The following is a 15309-nucleotide window of genomic DNA, read 5'->3' on the forward strand; positions in this document are numbered from 1 at the left end:
GGCATTCAAATGGCTGTGCGATGGATATGACGTTACTTGTTCAGCATTGCCCTAATAAAAAAGGGAGCCCACGGGCTCCCTTTTTTACCAGCACAGCGGGCAAGGAACGCAGTCGTTCAGTTCAACTCACCGTACTGGGTGGTGCTCAGCGCGGTACTCTGCCCATCCGATCCCGGCATTTCCGTGTCTGCAAAATCAGTGGAATGGGATGGGGGCAGCAAGGGGCCTGAGCGCACGGCCACACCGGGGCGCGCAGCGGCCGCAGGCGCTACCGGCGCACGGCCGGCAGCGTCGGCCAGTGCTCGCTTGAAGGCGGCCACCTCGTCAGCCTCGATCGGCTCAAACCGCGCTGGCGCACTGGCGGGCGCCAAAGGAGCAGGACCGGTGTTGGACGCGGGCAGCAGCGGGGCGGGCGCAGTGGCGCCCGAGGGCGTACGGCCAAGCGCCGTGGGCGTGGTGGGGAAACGGGCAGCGGGCTCGGCCGGGAACAGCAGCGACGATGCTGGCGCAGCCACCGGTGCGGGTGCTGCAGGGGCGGGCGCTGGCACCGGTGCGGGTGCTGCAGGGGCGGGCGCTGGCACCGGATTGCGCGCGACGACTTGTGGCGCGGCAGCAGACGGCACCGGCGTGGGGGTGATGCCCTTTTGCGGCAGGCCCACGGCCACATGGTCATTGATGCGCCAATAGACCGCGGTGACCAGAATGTCATAACGGGTCTTGGCCGTCTGGGCGATCAGCGCCTCGATCTCGCTCAAACGGGCAGTCTCACCGCCGTACTCGCGGGCCAAATCCATCATCACCAGAAACTGGCGACCTCGCTGATCGAGCGACAAGACCTTGAACTTATAGCTGGCCGAAAGCACGCCTGCACGCACCATGGCATCGCGCACCACGGTGTAGAGCAATTCACGCCGCTCCATGCGCTCGTTTTTGCGGTTGGCCGCATGTTCAGGGGGAATAGGTTGCAGCAGCGGCTGCCCTGGCCGCCCCGGAGCCAGAGGCACGGTGGCATCGGCATTCAACAAACCGGATGGTTCAGCCCCCGCACTGCGAGGTTTGGCCTTGGGTGGTGCAGGTTTGCGACTGAACCAACTGAACAGAGACATGGCTTGCTTTCTTCGAAGGGGCGCTCGTAATCAATCCGGTGCGAGTTTAACTGGGGGTACAGACAGCTTGGTTACTTCGCCTCGGCAGCAACGCCATCAGCGTCGCTAAAGTCAGGTGGCTGCAACGCGGCGCTTGCGGTTGCCCAAGCGTTTGGCCAATACAGACCCCACCGCCATTGTCAAAGCCAAAGCAACGGCCGGCTGGCGGTTGGCCAGCTCGGTGAAGCGCAGGGCGTGCAGCGCCCACAGCTTGCACGGCGCGCTGGTCTGCACGGTGGCAGAGCGTGGGCGGTGCGAGAAGAATGCGCCCTCGCCCACCACCGAGCCAGGGCCCACCACGGCCAAGCGCAAACGTTCTTTTTCGTCCTGGTAATGCACGCTCAGGGTGCCGCTTTCCACCAGATACAGGGTGCGGTCTTGCGCTCCCTGGCTGAACACGGTGTGGCTCGCCGGGAACACCATGGGCTGCAGGTAAGGTGCAACCACCTCCCACTGCGCAGGCGACAAAGGGTTGGTCATGGCATCGTCTGCGCTAGCTTGGGCGATGGCATCAACCAGGCCGCGCAGATCAACGCGAGGGGATGTAGACATTAGGGCATTCATAGTGGGTCTGAAAGTACCTGCGTTACAGCGCGGACACAAGCACCGCTTACGTCCCTTTACAAAGAAGCTGCCCGATTGAGAGCGCTACTTGCCAATGCAAAAGCTGGAGAAGATCACGCCCAGCAGATCGTCGGAGGAGAACTCTCCGGTGATCGCACCCAAGGCGTTCTGGGCCAGCCGCAACTCTTCTGCCAGCAAATCCAGGGCAGGCGAGGGAATGAGCAACTGGGCTGACGCTTGCGCCAGATGAGCGTCCACCTGCGCCAGCGCCTGCACGTGACGCGCGCGCGCGATATAGACCCCCTCAGGCGCCGACTGCCAGCCAGCGACTTCCAGAAGTATGCGCCGCAGGGCTTCCAAACCATCGCCCGTGCGCGCAGAAATTCGAACCGAACGTCGATTCACAACCCCAGAGCCAGCCGCATCCGCCACAGCAGTACTGGTGCAATCAGTCTTGTTCCACACATCGATCACCGGGACGGAAGCAGGAATCTTTTGCCGCATGGAAGCCGCCACGGCCGCATCTGCAGCCAAATAGTCAGGCTGGTCCATGCGCGACAAATCATGCAAGAAGAGAACGGCGTCTGCCCCCTCAATCTCTGACCATGCCCTCGCAATGCCGATGCGCTCCACCTCGTCGTCGCTGTCGCGCAGGCCAGCTGTGTCAATCACATGCAACGGCACGCCTTCGATCTGGATGGTCTGCTGCACCTTGTCGCGGGTCGTGCCCGCGATGGGGGTGACGATGGCGAGCTCTGCCCCAGCCAAAGCATTCAGCAGCGAACTCTTACCCGCGTTTGGCTGGCCGGCAATGACCACCTTGATTCCTTCGCGCAGCAAAGCGCCCTGCTGCGCACGCTGGCGCACCTGGGCCAAGGTAGTCTGCAGGCGCTCCAGTTGGCCTCGGGCGTCGGCTTTTTCCAGGAAATCAATGTCTTCTTCCGGGAAGTCCAGCGTGGCCTCCACCAGCATGCGCAGGTGGATCAGTGCATCGCGCAGTGCGTGAATCTCGTGCGAAAACGCGCCGGTCAAAGACCGGCTGGCGCTGCGCGCTGCAGCCTCGGTGCTGGCGTCAATCAAGTCGGCAATTGCCTCGGCCTGGGCCAGGTCGATCTTGTCGTTCAAAAACGCCCGCTCGGTGAACTCGCCTGGCTGCGCCACGCGCAGCCCCGGCAGCACCGGGCTTGCGCTCGCGGTGCCTTGCGCTGCTTCCAGGCAGCGCGCCAGCAGCAACTGAAGCACCACCGGCCCGCCATGGGCCTGCAACTCCAGCACGTCCTCACCGGTGTAGGAGTAGGGTGCCGGGAAGTACAGGGCCAGCCCCTGGTCTATGGCCTGGCCCTGCGCATCACGAAACGGCAGGTAGGTGGCCTCGCGCGGGCGTAATGCTCGCCCGCACAACGCCTTCACCAGAGGCTCCAAACCTTTGCCAGAGACGCGGACAATGCCCACCGCCCCCCGGCCGGGAGCGGTGGCAATGGCGACGATGGGATCAACGTGACGGGCAAGCATGGCAGGCACTTTACACAAGACAGGCCCTTGCCATCGCGGTACGGCAGGCCCTTCGGGAATGAAAAAGGCCGCTTGCGCGGCCTTGGAGGTTCTGAGAACGCATTCTCGCGATCAACAAAGGATCACTTGAACTTGGGCAGGTTGAACTGCGGTGGCACGCCCATGCGGGTGTTGATGATCCACTGCTGGGCAATCGACAGGATGTTGTTCGTCAGCCAGTACAGCACCAGGCCGGCGGGGAAGAAGAAGAACATCACGCTGAAGATCAGCGGCATGAACCACATCATCTTGGCCTGCATCGGGTCCGGCGGCGCAGGGTTCAGGGCGGTCTGCAGCAGCGACGACAGCGTCATCAGCAAAGGCAGGATGAAAAATGGATCGGGAGCCGACAGGTCGTGGATCCAGCCAATCCACGGAGCGTTGCGCATTTCCACGCTGGACAGCAGCACCCAGTACAGCGCGATGAACACGGGGATCTGGATCATGATGGGGAAGCAGCCGCCCATGGGGTTGACCTTTTCCTCACGGTAGATGCGCATCATCTCTTGCTGCATCTGCTGCGGCTTGTCCTTCAGGCGTTCACGCAACTCCATGATCTTGGGGTTGATGGCCTTCATCTTGGCCATGCTGGCGTACGCCTTGGCATTGAGCCAGTAGAACGCAATCTTGAGCAACAGCACCAGGGCCACGATGGACCAGCCCCAGTTGCCCAGCAGCTTGTGCAGCTGGTCGAGCAGCCAGTACAGCGGCTTGGACAGAATGGCCAGCCAGCCATAGTCCTTGACCAGATCCAGGCCTGTGGAGAGCTTCTCCAGCATGGTTTCGACCTGGGGGCCTGCAAACAGGCGGGCATCCACCGCCTTGGTCGTGCCGGGGTCGATGTTGCCCAGTGGCGTGATCATGCCGACCGAGTACAGGTTATCGCTCACCTTGCGGGTGAACAGCTCACGTTGCACGCCATCAGCCAGCAGCCAGGCGCTGGCGAAGTAATGCTGCACCATGGCTACGTAACCGTTGGGGGACTCCTTGGGAATGTCCACCTTGCCGTTTTCGATGTCCTTGAACTCGATCTTCTGGTACTTCTTGGCATCGGTGTACACCGCAGGGCCTGTGAAGGTGGAGTAGAACGAAGACTCTCCTGGCGGCTTGTTGCCATCGCGCACCAGTTGCAGATACAGCTGTGGCGAAACTGCGGAGCTGCCCACGTTCACCACTTCATGCTTGACGGCGATGTCGTAAGCGCCACGCTTGAGCGTCCAGGTCTTGACCAGCTTGACGCCGCCTTGCTCAGGCGATTCAAAGCGAATGGTCAGCTCGTTTTCACCGTCCTTGAGAGCACGGGGGCCAGGCACGGCAGTCATCACCGTTTTGTGGGTGGGGAAGCTGCCACCGATCAGGCCCGTTTGTGCGACGTAGACGCGCTGTGTGCTCTCGTCAAACAGCACAAAGTTCTTCGCCTTGTCGGTCATGTCCGCGTGCTTCAACAACTCAGCGTGCGTGAGCGAGCCGCCTTCGCCGTCAAACGTCAAGCGGTAGACGTCGGTGGTGACTTCGATTTTTTCACGCGCTGCAGGAGCTGCTGGCGCAGGCGTTCCGGGAACGGCCGAGGCGCCGATGGACGCGACTGCAGGCGCGGTGGAAGCTGGCACGCTGGCTGCACCGGCCAGCGGCGCCGAGGCTCCGGCTGCCGGGGCTGCGGCTCCCACCGCGGCAGGCGACGGGAAGAATGTGGCCTTGTTGCCGTTGTGCAATTGCCATTTGTCCCACAGCAAAACCATGGAAAAGCCAAAAATCACCCACAAGATGGTGCGGCGAATGTCGTTCATGAAGACTTCTTTGGTGAAGATGGTTGGGTGTTGGAAGGGTTCAGCCGCGAAAACAATCGCATGCCACGCGGTAATTCCGCAGGCACGGGATCGCAGCCGCCGTCACACCAAGGGTGGCAGCGTACCAGCCTGCGCAGCGTGAGGTAACTGCCAGCGGCAGCGCCATGCTGCTGCAAGGCTTGCAAAGAATACGCTGAGCAGGTGGGCTCAAACCGGCAGGCAGATCCCAGCCAGGGACTGAGTATCAGCCGATAGCCTTTGACCACACCGATCAGCAGGGCTCGCATCATGGCGCAGTCTCTGCCGTGGTGTCCCGCTGTGCACTGCTGCCAGCAACCGGCGGACGCTTGGCTGCCTGACCAAACAATTGCAAAAGTTCAGCGCGCACAGCCTGCTTGAGCTGGTCCGAGCTGGCGCTGGCGAATTGCTTGCGGTCAAACGCCGTGCGCAGGCGCACCACATGGGCGGCCTGCGGCAAACGGGCTTCGAACAAAGCACCCACCGCGTAAATCTGCCGCTTGATGGTGTTGCGCGTGACGGCACGGCGGGCCCAACGCTTGGGCACCATAGCGCCTAGCCAAACGCCAGAAACGCCAAACAGGGCCTGCGGCCCTTGCTCTAGAAGCAAAGAACCGGGCCCTGAAGGTGGCGCGGAAACCACTGGCACGTCGCTGGCAGTGAGTGCCAGGCGGTGCAACGCAAAATGCGCTGTACGGGAGACAGTGCCCCCCGCCATGGCTGCCTGGAACTGCGGACGGGTTTTCAGCCGTTGCATGCGAGCACCCCGTTCAGGACCTGACGGTACAAACCGGGGAGCAGGCCGGTGGGTGGTTTGGCCTTAGACGGCCAGGCGCTTACGGCCCTTGGCGCGGCGTGCGTTGATCACAGCGCGGCCACCGCGGGTCTTCATGCGAACGAGGAAGCCGTGGGTGCGGGCGCGACGGGTCTTGGAAGGCTGGTAAGTACGTTTCATGTTGCTATTCCTTGAGGTTCAGTTCCGGACTGCTGCTCTTGAACCCCCTCAAACCCGTGCCCGGCAGCTGCAATTGCAGTGCGGTGTGCACAGACCTCTGGGGCAGAAATAACGGCGCGCCGGGTCAAATCACCCTGAACACATTCAGGGAAACCCAAAATTATCGCAGCCTCTTTGGGTTCTGGCAATGCCCCTCGCAATTTTCCTTCCCTCCAGCCATCGGGGGTCGGTGGAATTTCCATTCGATTCCCGCACCTGCTGGCCGTCGCATGAAGGCCCTTCACGGACTCAACATGGCCCACAAAGCCCCGCAGCACAGCCCCCAAGTCACCGCCCGGCAAATTGTGGATAACTCCTTGACAAGCTACAATCGCACCCCTCTTCCCGTTCCTCCTATCCACAATAAAAACACTTCTTGCAATGACCGAGGAACCTCACCGCAATCCCAACGCACCCTCAGGCTCAGATGCCGGACAAGGCCTGTGGCAGGCGTGCGTGGAACAGCTGGCCCAAGACCTTCCTGAGCAGCAATTCAACACCTGGATCAAGCCGCTGGTGGCCCAGGTGGCGGAAGATTTTTCCAAGGTCACCTTGCTGGTGGCCAACCGTTTCAAACTCGACTGGATCCGTGCCCAGTACGCAGGCCGCATCGCCGCATTGCTCGAAGGCTTGTATGGCCAGCCAGTCACGCTGGAGCTGGCCATTGCCCAGCGCGAAGCCGTCACCCGCACCTACGTGCGCCCGGCATCGCAGCCCCAAGACCAGCGCGCAGCACCATCCTCCAGCCAAGCCTCTGACACCACCCACGGACAAGGCGGGCAAAGCACGCCCGGGGCCAACAATGGAGGCGGCGATGACAGCAGCGCAGGCGCTTTCCGCAACCGGCTGAACCCCGCACTCACGTTTGAAACCCTGGTGGAAGGCACGGCCAACCGCATGGCGCGCTCTGCAGCAATGCACGTCGCAGGCATGCCTGGGCACCTGTACAACCCCCTGTTCATCTACGGCGGTGTGGGCCTGGGCAAGACCCACTTGGTGCACGCTGTGGGCAACCGCCTGCTGCAAGACAAGCCCGACGCCAAGATCCTCTACATCCACGCCGAACAGTTCGTGTCCGACGTGGTCAAGGCCTACCAGCGCCGCACCTTTGACGAGTTCAAAGAGCGTTACCACTCGCTCGATCTGCTGCTGATCGACGACGTGCAGTTCTTTGCCAACAAGGATCGCACGCAGGAAGAGTTCTTCAACGCCTTTGAAGCCCTGCTGGCCAAAAAGAGCCACATCGTGATGACTTCGGATACGTATCCGAAGGGCTTGGCCAACATTCACGAGCGGCTGGTGTCGCGCTTTGATTCGGGCCTGACGGTGGCGATTGAGCCGCCCGAGCTGGAAATGCGCGTGGCCATCCTGATCAACAAGGCGCGCGTTGAAGGCACGGAGATGCCCGAGGAAGTCGCCTTCTTCGTGGCCAAGAACGTGCGCTCCAACGTGCGCGAACTGGAAGGCGCGCTGCGCAAAATCCTGGCGTATTCGCGCTTCAACCAGAAGGAAATTTCGATCCAGCTGGCGCGCGAAGCGCTCAGAGATCTGCTGTCCATTCAGAACCGGCAAATTTCTGTGGAAAACATTCAAAAAACGGTGGCCGACTACTACAAGATCAAGGTCGCCGACATGTACAGCAAGAAGCGCCCGGCCAGCATTGCGCGGCCACGCCAGATTGCGATGTACCTGGCCAAGGAGCTGACGCAAAAAAGCCTTCCAGAAATTGGAGAATTGTTCGGCGGGCGCGACCACACCACCGTGTTGCATGCGGTTCGCAAGATTTCTGCGGAGCGCCAGCAACTGACAGAGCTGAATCAGCAGCTGCATGTGCTGGAGCAGACGCTCAAAGGCTGACGCCTCCGTGCAAACCACGCCTACTACAAACCAAACACTTTGCAGCTCCTGTTCAAGGGCAAAATGGCGTGCTGTGCAGCACGGGGAGGCGCGACCGGCGCCGCTGCTGTCCAAGCACCGTCCTAAAAACCACAAGAGGTTGATGACATGATCGTCCTGAAGGCAACACAAGACAAGGTTCTCGCGGTACTCCAGTCCGTGGCGGGCATCGTGGAGCGTCGGCACACGCTGCCCATCCTGGCCAACGTGCTGATCCGCAAAACCGGCAATGCGCTGCAGCTGACCACCAGCGACCTCGAAATCCAGATCCGCACCACAGCCGAACTGGGTGGCGACACGGGCGACTTCACCACCACCGTGGGCGCGCGCAAGCTCATCGACATCTTGAAGACCATGCCCGGCGACCAGACCGTGAGCCTGGAGTCGAGCCAGTCCAAGCTGATCTTGAAGGGTGGCAAGAGCCGCTTCACGCTGCAAAGCCTGCCTGCTGAAGACTTCCCGCTGGTGCAGGAATCTGCCGCCTTCGGCCCCGTGTTTGCCGTGCCACAAAAGACGCTGAAGGACCTGCTGGGCCAGGTGTCGTTTGCCATGGCGGTGCAGGACATCCGCTACTACCTCAACGGCATTCTGTTTGTGGCCGAGGGCAAGACCCTGAGTCTGGTCGCCACCGACGGCCACCGCCTGGCCTTTGCCAGCGCCACGCTGGATGTGGAAGTGCCCAAGCAGGAAGTCATCCTGCCGCGCAAGACCGTGATCGAGCTGCAGCGGCTGCTGTCTGACGCGGGTGGCGAGAACCAGCCCCATATCGAAATGCAGTTTGCCAATAACCAGGCCAAGTTCACCTTTGGCGGCATGGAGTTCGTGACCAAGCTGGTGGAAGGCAAGTTCCCTGACTACAACCGCGTCATTCCCAAGAACCACCAAAACAGCGTGACCCTGGGCCGCGCGCCGCTGCTGGCCAGCCTGCAGCGCACCGCCATCATGACCAGCGATAAGTTCAAGGGCGTGCGCCTGAACATCGAACCCGGTACCCTGCGCGTGGCGTCCAACAACGCCGAGCAGGAAGAAGCGGTGGACGAGCTCGACATCGACTACGGCGGCGACACCATCGAGATCGGTTTCAACGTGACCTATCTCATCGACGCCCTGGCCAACATGGGCCAGGACATGGTCAAGATCGACCTGCAGGACGGCAACAGCTCGGCGCTGATGACCATCCCCGACAACGACACCTTCAAATACGTGGTGATGCCCATGCGCATTTGACCGGCGCGCCATGCGTGATGCGGCACCTTCGGGTGCCGTATCCCCTTTTGCAAGCCACCGAAATTGCTATTTAATTTGTAGCTGCTAGCGCTTATTACATCTGCCCTAGAAGCTGATTTGACTCTTATTGACCAATTGCGAGACTCCCAAAGTCTCCACGGATTCCAAGGCCCACCATGACCGTTGACAACATTCCTTCCGAGCCCGAAGCCACCGGCGTCTCCGGCCATGTTGAGCCCACACTCACCAAGATCGACACCAACCAGGCAGGGGCCAGCGAGAGCTATGGCGAAGGCGCCATCACCATCCTCGAAGGCCTGGAGGCCGTGCGCAAGCGCCCCGGCATGTACATCGGCGACACCAGCGACGGCACCGGCCTGCACCATCTGGTGTTCGAGGTGGTGGACAACTCCATCGACGAAGCCCTGGCCGGCCACTGCGACGACATCGTCGTCACCATCCACACCGATAACTCCATCAGCGTCACCGATAACGGCCGTGGCATTCCCACCGGTGTGAAGATGGACGACAAGCACGAGCCCAAGCGCAGTGCTGCCGAGATCGCACTGACCGAACTGCACGCGGGCGGCAAGTTCAACCAGAACAGCTACAAGGTCTCCGGCGGCCTGCACGGCGTGGGCGTGAGCTGCGTGAACGCACTGTCCAAATGGCTGCGCCTGACGGTGCGCCGTGAAGGCAAGGTGCACCAGCTCGAATTTGCGCGCGGCGTTGTGCAAAACCGCCTGCTCGACACCGTGGACGGCTTTGAAGTCAGCCCCATGAAGGTGACTGGCGAGACCGACAAGCGCGGCACCGAAGTGCACTTCCTGCCCGACACGGAAATCTTCAAAGAGAACAACGACTTCCACTACGAGATCCTGGCCAAGCGCCTGCGCGAACTCTCGTTCCTGAACAACGGCGTGCGCATCCGCCTCAAGGACGAGCGCAGCGGCAAGGAAGACGACTTCTCGGGCGCCGGCGGCGTGCGCGGCTTCGTCGAGTTCATCAACAAGGGCAAGACCGTTCTGCACCCCACCTCGTTCTACGCCGCCGGCGAGCGCCCGGCAGAGACGTACGGCGGCATCCCCGGCACGCACATCGGCGTCGAGGTGGCCATGCAGTGGAACAGCGCGTACACCGAGCAGGTGCTGTGCTTCACCAACAACATCCCCCAGCGTGACGGCGGCACCCACCTGACAGGCCTGCGCGCCGCGATGACCCGCGTCATCAACAAGTACATCGAAGAAAACGAGCTGGCCAAGAAGGCCAAGGTCGAAGTCACCGGCGACGACATGCGCGAAGGCCTGTGCTGCGTGCTCAGCGTGAAGGTGCCCGAGCCCAAGTTCAGCAGCCAGACCAAAGACAAGCTGGTGTCGAGCGAAGTGCGCGCGCCGGTCGAAGACATCGTGGGCAAGCTGCTCACCGACTACCTGCAGGAAAAGCCCAACGACGCCAAGATCATCTGCGGCAAGATCGTCGAAGCCGCCAAGGCCCGCGAAGCCGCCCGCAAGGCCCGCGAAATGACCCGCCGCAAGGGCGTGCTCGACGGCATGGGCCTGCCCGGCAAACTGGCCGACTGCCAGGAAAAAGACCCGGCGATGTGCGAGATCTACATCGTCGAGGGTGACTCCGCCGGTGGCTCTGCCAAGCAGGGCCGCGACCGCAAATTCCAGGCCATCCTGCCCCTGCGCGGCAAGATCCTGAACGTGGAAAAAGCCCGCTACGAAAAGCTGCTCACCAGCAACGAAATCCTGACGCTGATCACGGCTCTCGGCACCGGCATCGGCAAGGCCGGTGGCACGACGGGCGGCGACGACTTTGATGTGGCCAAGCTGCGCTACCACCGCATCATCATCATGACCGACGCCGACGTGGACGGCGCCCACATCCGCACCCTGCTGCTCACCTTCTTCTACCGCCAGATGCCCGAGCTGGTCGAGCGCGGCCACATCTACATTGCCCAGCCACCGCTGTACAAGGTCAAGGCGGGCAAGGAAGAGCTGTACCTGAAGGACGGCCCTGCGCTCGACAGCTTCCTGCTGCGCATTGCGCTGAACCACGCCAGCGTGACCACCGGCGGCGCCAACCCGCAAACCCTGACCGGCGAGACCCTGGCCGAACTGGCGCGCAAGCACCAGATCGCGGAAAGCGTCATCGCCCGCCTGGGCAACTTCATGGACGCTGAAGCCCTGCGCGCCATTGCCGACGGCGTGAGCCTCAAGCTCGACACCGTGCAAGACGCCGAAGCCAGCGCCGTGGCCCTGCAAGCCAAGCTGCGCGAGCTCAACACCACCGGCGCGCCCGCCGAAGTGGCCGGTGAATTCGACGCCCGCACCGACAAGCCCCTGCTGCGCATCAGCCGCCGCCACCACGGCAACATCAAGAGCAGCGTCATCACGCAAGACTTCGTGCACGGCGCCGACTACGCCGCCCTGGCCGAAGCCGCCGAAACCTTCCGTGGCCTGCTGGCCGAAGGCGCCAAGGTAATGCGCGGGGAGGGTGAGAAGCAGAAGGAAGAAAAGGTCAGCGACTTCCGCCAGGCCATGAAGTGGCTGATTGCCGAAGCCGAACGCACCACCGCCCGCCAACGCTACAAGGGCCTGGGCGAAATGAACCCCGAGCAGCTGTGGGAAACCACGATGGACCCCAACGTGCGCCGCCTCCTGCGCGTGCAGATCGACGATGCGATCGAGGCGGATCGCGTGTTCACGATGCTGATGGGCGATGAGGTGGAACCACGGCGCGATTTCATTGAGACGAATGCGCTGCGCGCTGGGAACATCGACGTTTGATTTCCGCGTGACAAGGCAAAAGGGTCGGAGAGCCAGTAGCTCTCAGCCCCTTTTTTAGTGGCCTCTTACGAATTCCAAAATTCGATCTTCTTGCACTGCAGGAACTACGACTACTCCTTGAGCCTTTAGATCATCCTGGATCTCTTCAAAAGCATGAAATGCTTTCGTGCTTTGCGAGGGTGCAGACACCGGGAAAAGTACCTGCCCAGGCAAAGCGCCACGCCTGCGCAAACGACGCACCTTGTCGACCCATTGCCCCCCGTGGGTCAGCACACGGGTCGAATCAGGTTGTGCCAAGAACAAAGGTTTGATGACTTGCAAAGTTTGATCGCCTTCTTTGCGAACAAATGGGAAATTCACCTCGAAATCATCCGTACCAATTTTGGCAGCCTGGAAAGCAGCGCCCACGTTCGCCCGATAGAGCAGCTTACGCACCGAGCTTTCAAGAAGACGCTCTTGGTACTCTTTGGTGACGAAATTGCGCTCAACATAAAAATCAAATAGCGCATTCAGCTTGACTTTGGGATCGTCGGCCAACGCCACACGCAATTCGTCAAACTGCAGCATGGCCTCACGTGGCCGCACCAACTCTGCGAACAATCCTTGGGCCAGAGCGACGTCAGGCGTGCGTTTGCGACCATCCAAAGCGAGGTGTTTCAACTCCGCAGCAAAGCGGTTCAGTTCCTCTTTGAACAGCTCACGACCGTTGAGATACACCTTGCGATCTAGCTGGTGGAAAAACTGTGTGATGCGACCGTAGCGCTTGAGCAAGCGAAACCCGAAGAAGCGAGCTTCTGGTGCCAATAACACGACGCCCACATTGGCAAATTCACCCGTTTCTACAAACGGGCGAAAGCGCAATAGTGCGTACTGACAGGCGACCTTGTTCACGGGATATTCCAGAAATCAGGCTGGCGACAGCGGGTCAAAACGCCGAGCAATTCATCCCACGAAACGTCCGCAGGAACCCCGTCATCTACCCACCACCAAGAACTAGGGATGCTAGCACGCATGCTATCCAGCAGTCGTAACACGGTCTCCATGCGGCCCACATAGGTCGCCCGAAGGTCATGGTCACCAAAAACCTCGTTCCAGTAGTCCGCAAATACATGCGACTCCAAGAAATGGCCAGGGCGGAAATCACGATCAAACGCTTGGTTGTGGTCAATCACCACCAGTTCATCTGCCGCCACATCCCACAGCAAGTTCGGATTACCGCCACGCGCCGTCAAGTGCCGGTCCTCGTTTCGAACCCACCAGTCAAAGATCAACACATCTCGGGCCAGTTCGGGTGGCACTAGATCGCGAGTGGTCAGGCTCAGCTCCTGCACATGAGGCAGTTGACGCGATGCGAAGACCAATCCGCTACCCAAATCGCCAAGGTCGGGGCGTACTTTATAGGCCAACAATTGCTCGGGCACCTCGGCCACCACATACCCGGCGATTGGCAGACCAAGCGCCGTGGCCACCTGCGAGGCCACCCATTCACATACCAAGCTACGCCTGCCCGCGCTACGTCCTTTGACAAAGTACACCTGTCCATCGTCACCTCGGCAGATAAAGGGTTCCGTCACCCCTTGAATGGTGCGGTCCAGAATCTCTTCAATCACAACCGTAGGCTGGGCAGTGCGCATAGGGCGTCAATGTATCAGCAGCGCTTCGGCCAGACGGGCCTGCACGGACTGGCGTTCGGCCAGGCGCTGGCGCAGGTCGGCGCACAGGCGGCGCAGGGCGGTGACGCGGGTGACGATGCGGGATTGTTCGGCGAGGGGTGGGAGCGCAAAGGCCAGCCCCGCCACCTGCTTAGTCGATATGTGTGGCACCCCGTTGCTCCGACCAGGGTCGATAGTGCCAACGAACAAGTCCGACTTAAGCCAAAGCTGCAGGAACTCAGACGATAAACAGGCACATGCCGTTAGTCGCGCTACCCGCTGGAGCAGTAGGCATGGCAAATCAGAATCTCGAATGACTGCGTACTTCAGGCCCGTGGAGATGATGGGACGATCCAGTGAAAGCACGATATCCCCGGCGCGTAGAGCGAACTGCTCATAGCTCTTGGCGGCAATGGCATCAAGCATGACTGGCACCGACCAATCAACGTGACCATGACTGATGTTCACGTTGCGCAAAAGCCGAACGCCGGCCGGTTTGAACCACTCGCTCTTGAATGCGTAACCGTTGAGTAGCTCTACAACGTCACCGACGCGCACCCACTCCCACCCCACCGGCAACGCAAACGGCTTTTCCTCGTCGGTGATGGGGGGCAGGGGTTTGTCGCGTTTGATCTGGCCGGTGGCGATGAGGCGGTCTTTTTCGGCGCGGATTTTTTGCAGCAGGGCGCTGGCGGGTTCGTCGGTGGGGTCTTGGGGCACGAGCAGGCCGCGCACGGCCAGTTGCAGCAGGGTTTGCTCCAGGGCGTCGATGGCCTCGGGGCGGTCCAGCAGCAGGTCGAAGTGCTGGGCCACGCGCTGCCAGTTGGCGGCCAGTTCTTCGGGCGTGGTGCTGGCGATGAGCGTGCCCAGCAGGGTGCTGACCAGTTGCGCGTGTTGCGCGGCCTCCAGCTGGCCCTTGGCCACCAGCGCATCGCACAGGCGCATGAGGGCTTCGACGCGGGTGACGATGCGGGATTGTTCGGCGAGGGGCGGGACGGCGATGGGCATTGCACCCAACTTGCCTAAGTAAATGCCCTTTTGCGCAGTGCCCTTTCCGTGCAAATCGTAGTAGGCCCGCGCAACTGGCGAGCGCAAGAACAGTGAGCAAAACTCCGGATTCAATCCCGACCGGATAACAGCCACGCTACGTTGAAGCACGAATGCTGGAGCACCAATTGGAACAACTGCAGAACGCCCCAGCGAAGCGACGATTGTCAGCAGAACATCACCTGGCACTGCCGCAGTTCTACTGTTCTCGATCAAAAAGTCAGCCTCGCCGACGTAACGAGTAGGGGAGGTGAAATCAACAACGCCGCCTTCCCATACGTTCTGGCTGCTCAACATTGGGTAGCCAGCTCCCGAGTCACGCGGCGGATTGTGAGAACCGTCTGTCAGTTTTGATGCAAGAGCCCCAAGCCTCGACCACTCCCAACTTTTTGGCAACCCAAACGGCTTTTCCTCTTCGGCAATCGCCGCCAGCGGCTTGTCCCGCTTGATCTTGCCTTCAGCAATCAACCGATCCTTCTCCGCCCGAATCTTCTGCAGCAGCACGCCCGCCGGTTCATCGGCCGGGTCTTGCGGCACCAGCTTGCCTTGCACGGCCAGGGTGAGGATGAGTTCGCGCAGCTTGGCGACGCCACCGGGGGCGGTGGCGAGTAGATTCAAATTTGATAGCAGCATGCG

13 protein-coding genes are annotated in these 15309 nt (G+C 61.2%); 3 read left to right on the forward strand and 10 right to left on the reverse strand.

Features of this window, described 5'->3' with window-relative positions:
• Positions 1 to 116: 116 nt before the first annotated feature.
• The 7 genes from IHV84_RS18275 to rpmH form a co-directional block, all read right to left on the reverse strand.
• On the reverse strand, positions 117 to 1106 hold the full coding sequence (locus IHV84_RS18275) for a hypothetical protein (RefSeq protein WP_198847926.1): 990 nt from the start codon (positions 1104 to 1106) through the stop codon (positions 117 to 119).
• A 111-nt stretch (positions 1107 to 1217) separates the two neighbouring features.
• Positions 1218 to 1709, reverse strand: coding sequence for a Crp/Fnr family transcriptional regulator (locus IHV84_RS18280; RefSeq protein ID WP_198847927.1), 492 nt, complete (start codon positions 1707 to 1709; stop codon positions 1218 to 1220).
• 84 nt (positions 1710 to 1793) lie between these two features.
• The gene (gene mnmE / locus IHV84_RS18285; protein ID WP_198847928.1) at positions 1794 to 3221 is read right to left on the reverse strand and encodes a tRNA uridine-5-carboxymethylaminomethyl(34) synthesis GTPase MnmE; all 1428 of its coding nucleotides are present in this window, start codon (positions 3219 to 3221) and stop codon (positions 1794 to 1796) included.
• A gap of 122 nt (positions 3222 to 3343) precedes the next feature.
• Positions 3344 to 5047 carry a membrane protein insertase YidC gene (yidC, locus tag IHV84_RS18290; protein WP_142082664.1) on the reverse strand — a complete coding sequence of 568 codons (1704 nt, stop codon included), beginning with the start codon at positions 5045 to 5047 and terminating at the stop codon, positions 3344 to 3346.
• Positions 5044 to 5337, reverse strand: a complete 294-nt coding sequence (gene yidD / locus IHV84_RS18295; protein WP_084601360.1) for a membrane protein insertion efficiency factor YidD — start codon at positions 5335 to 5337, stop codon at positions 5044 to 5046. The genes yidC and yidD overlap by 4 nt, the downstream gene beginning before the upstream one ends.
• Positions 5334 to 5822 carry a ribonuclease P protein component gene (locus IHV84_RS18300; protein WP_142082662.1) on the reverse strand — a complete coding sequence of 163 codons (489 nt, stop codon included), beginning with the start codon at positions 5820 to 5822 and terminating at the stop codon, positions 5334 to 5336. The genes yidD and IHV84_RS18300 overlap by 4 nt, the downstream gene beginning before the upstream one ends.
• Before the next feature lie 63 nt (positions 5823 to 5885).
• Positions 5886 to 6020 (reverse strand): 50S ribosomal protein L34, encoded by a 135-nt coding sequence (gene rpmH, locus IHV84_RS18305; protein ID WP_005798102.1) that lies wholly within the window; start codon positions 6018 to 6020, stop codon positions 5886 to 5888.
• Positions 6021 to 6440: 420 nt separating this feature from the next.
• Here rpmH and dnaA point away from each other — a divergent pair, with 420 nt between their 5' ends.
• The 3 genes from dnaA to gyrB all read left to right on the forward strand — a co-directional run bounded on the left by dnaA (position 6441) and on the right by gyrB (position 11974).
• The gene (dnaA, locus tag IHV84_RS18310) at positions 6441 to 7916 is read left to right on the forward strand and encodes a chromosomal replication initiator protein DnaA (RefSeq protein WP_142082661.1); all 1476 of its coding nucleotides are present in this window, start codon (positions 6441 to 6443) and stop codon (positions 7914 to 7916) included.
• 147 nt (positions 7917 to 8063) lie between these two features.
• Positions 8064 to 9182: a DNA polymerase III subunit beta gene (gene dnaN / locus IHV84_RS18315; RefSeq protein WP_044399520.1), complete on the forward strand. Its 1119-nt coding sequence runs from the start codon at positions 8064 to 8066 to the stop codon at positions 9180 to 9182.
• Positions 9183 to 9358: 176 nt separating this feature from the next.
• Positions 9359 to 11974 (forward strand): DNA topoisomerase (ATP-hydrolyzing) subunit B, encoded by a 2616-nt coding sequence (gene gyrB / locus IHV84_RS18320; RefSeq protein ID WP_198847929.1) that lies wholly within the window; start codon positions 9359 to 9361, stop codon positions 11972 to 11974.
• 54 nt (positions 11975 to 12028) lie between these two features.
• Here gyrB and IHV84_RS18325 read toward each other — a convergent pair whose 3' ends face one another.
• The 3 genes from IHV84_RS18325 to IHV84_RS18335 are packed head-to-tail and all read right to left on the reverse strand — an operon-like array spanning position 12029 to position 15306.
• A complete protein-coding gene (locus tag IHV84_RS18325) occupies positions 12029 to 12865 on the reverse strand; it encodes a DUF3037 domain-containing protein (protein ID WP_198847930.1) in 837 nt (278 codons plus the stop codon).
• A complete protein-coding gene (locus IHV84_RS18330) occupies positions 12862 to 13584 on the reverse strand; it encodes a HipA family kinase (protein WP_233100120.1) in 723 nt (240 codons plus the stop codon). Before IHV84_RS18330 ends, IHV84_RS18325 begins: the two co-directional genes overlap by 4 nt.
• A 30-nt stretch (positions 13585 to 13614) precedes the next feature.
• A complete protein-coding gene (locus tag IHV84_RS18335; protein WP_198847932.1) occupies positions 13615 to 15306 on the reverse strand; it encodes a restriction endonuclease subunit S in 1692 nt (563 codons plus the stop codon).
• Between the last annotated feature and the right edge of the window lie 3 nt (positions 15307 to 15309).

The sequence above is a fragment of the Acidovorax sp. IB03 genome (genome assembly GCF_016406015.1).
Lineage (GTDB): Bacteria > Pseudomonadota > Gammaproteobacteria > Burkholderiales > Burkholderiaceae_C > Acidovorax > Acidovorax temperans.

Bases quoted from the DNA above. Each gene is read 5' to 3' on its own strand.
- IHV84_RS18275 (WP_198847926.1), bottom strand. From the start codon at position 1,106: ATGTCTCTGTTCAGTTGGTTCAGTCGCAAACCTGCACCACCCAAGGCC.
- IHV84_RS18280 (WP_198847927.1), bottom strand. From the start codon at position 1,709: ATGAATGCCCTAATGTCTACATCCCCTCGCGTTGATCTGCGCGGCCTG.
- mnmE (WP_198847928.1), bottom strand. From the start codon at position 3,221: ATGCTTGCCCGTCACGTTGATCCCATCGTCGCCATTGCCACCGCTCCC.
- yidC (WP_142082664.1), bottom strand. From the start codon at position 5,047: ATGAACGACATTCGCCGCACCATCTTGTGGGTGATTTTTGGCTTTTCC.
- yidD (WP_084601360.1), bottom strand. From the start codon at position 5,337: ATGATGCGAGCCCTGCTGATCGGTGTGGTCAAAGGCTATCGGCTGATA.
- IHV84_RS18300 (WP_142082662.1), bottom strand. From the start codon at position 5,822: ATGCAACGGCTGAAAACCCGTCCGCAGTTCCAGGCAGCCATGGCGGGG.
- rpmH (WP_005798102.1), bottom strand. From the start codon at position 6,020: ATGAAACGTACTTACCAGCCTTCCAAGACCCGTCGCGCCCGCACCCAC.
- dnaA (WP_142082661.1), top strand. From the start codon at position 6,441: ATGACCGAGGAACCTCACCGCAATCCCAACGCACCCTCAGGCTCAGAT.
- dnaN (WP_044399520.1), top strand. From the start codon at position 8,064: ATGATCGTCCTGAAGGCAACACAAGACAAGGTTCTCGCGGTACTCCAG.
- gyrB (WP_198847929.1), top strand. From the start codon at position 9,359: ATGACCGTTGACAACATTCCTTCCGAGCCCGAAGCCACCGGCGTCTCC.
- IHV84_RS18335 (WP_198847932.1), bottom strand. From the start codon at position 15,306: ATGCTGCTATCAAATTTGAATCTACTCGCCACCGCCCCCGGTGGCGTC.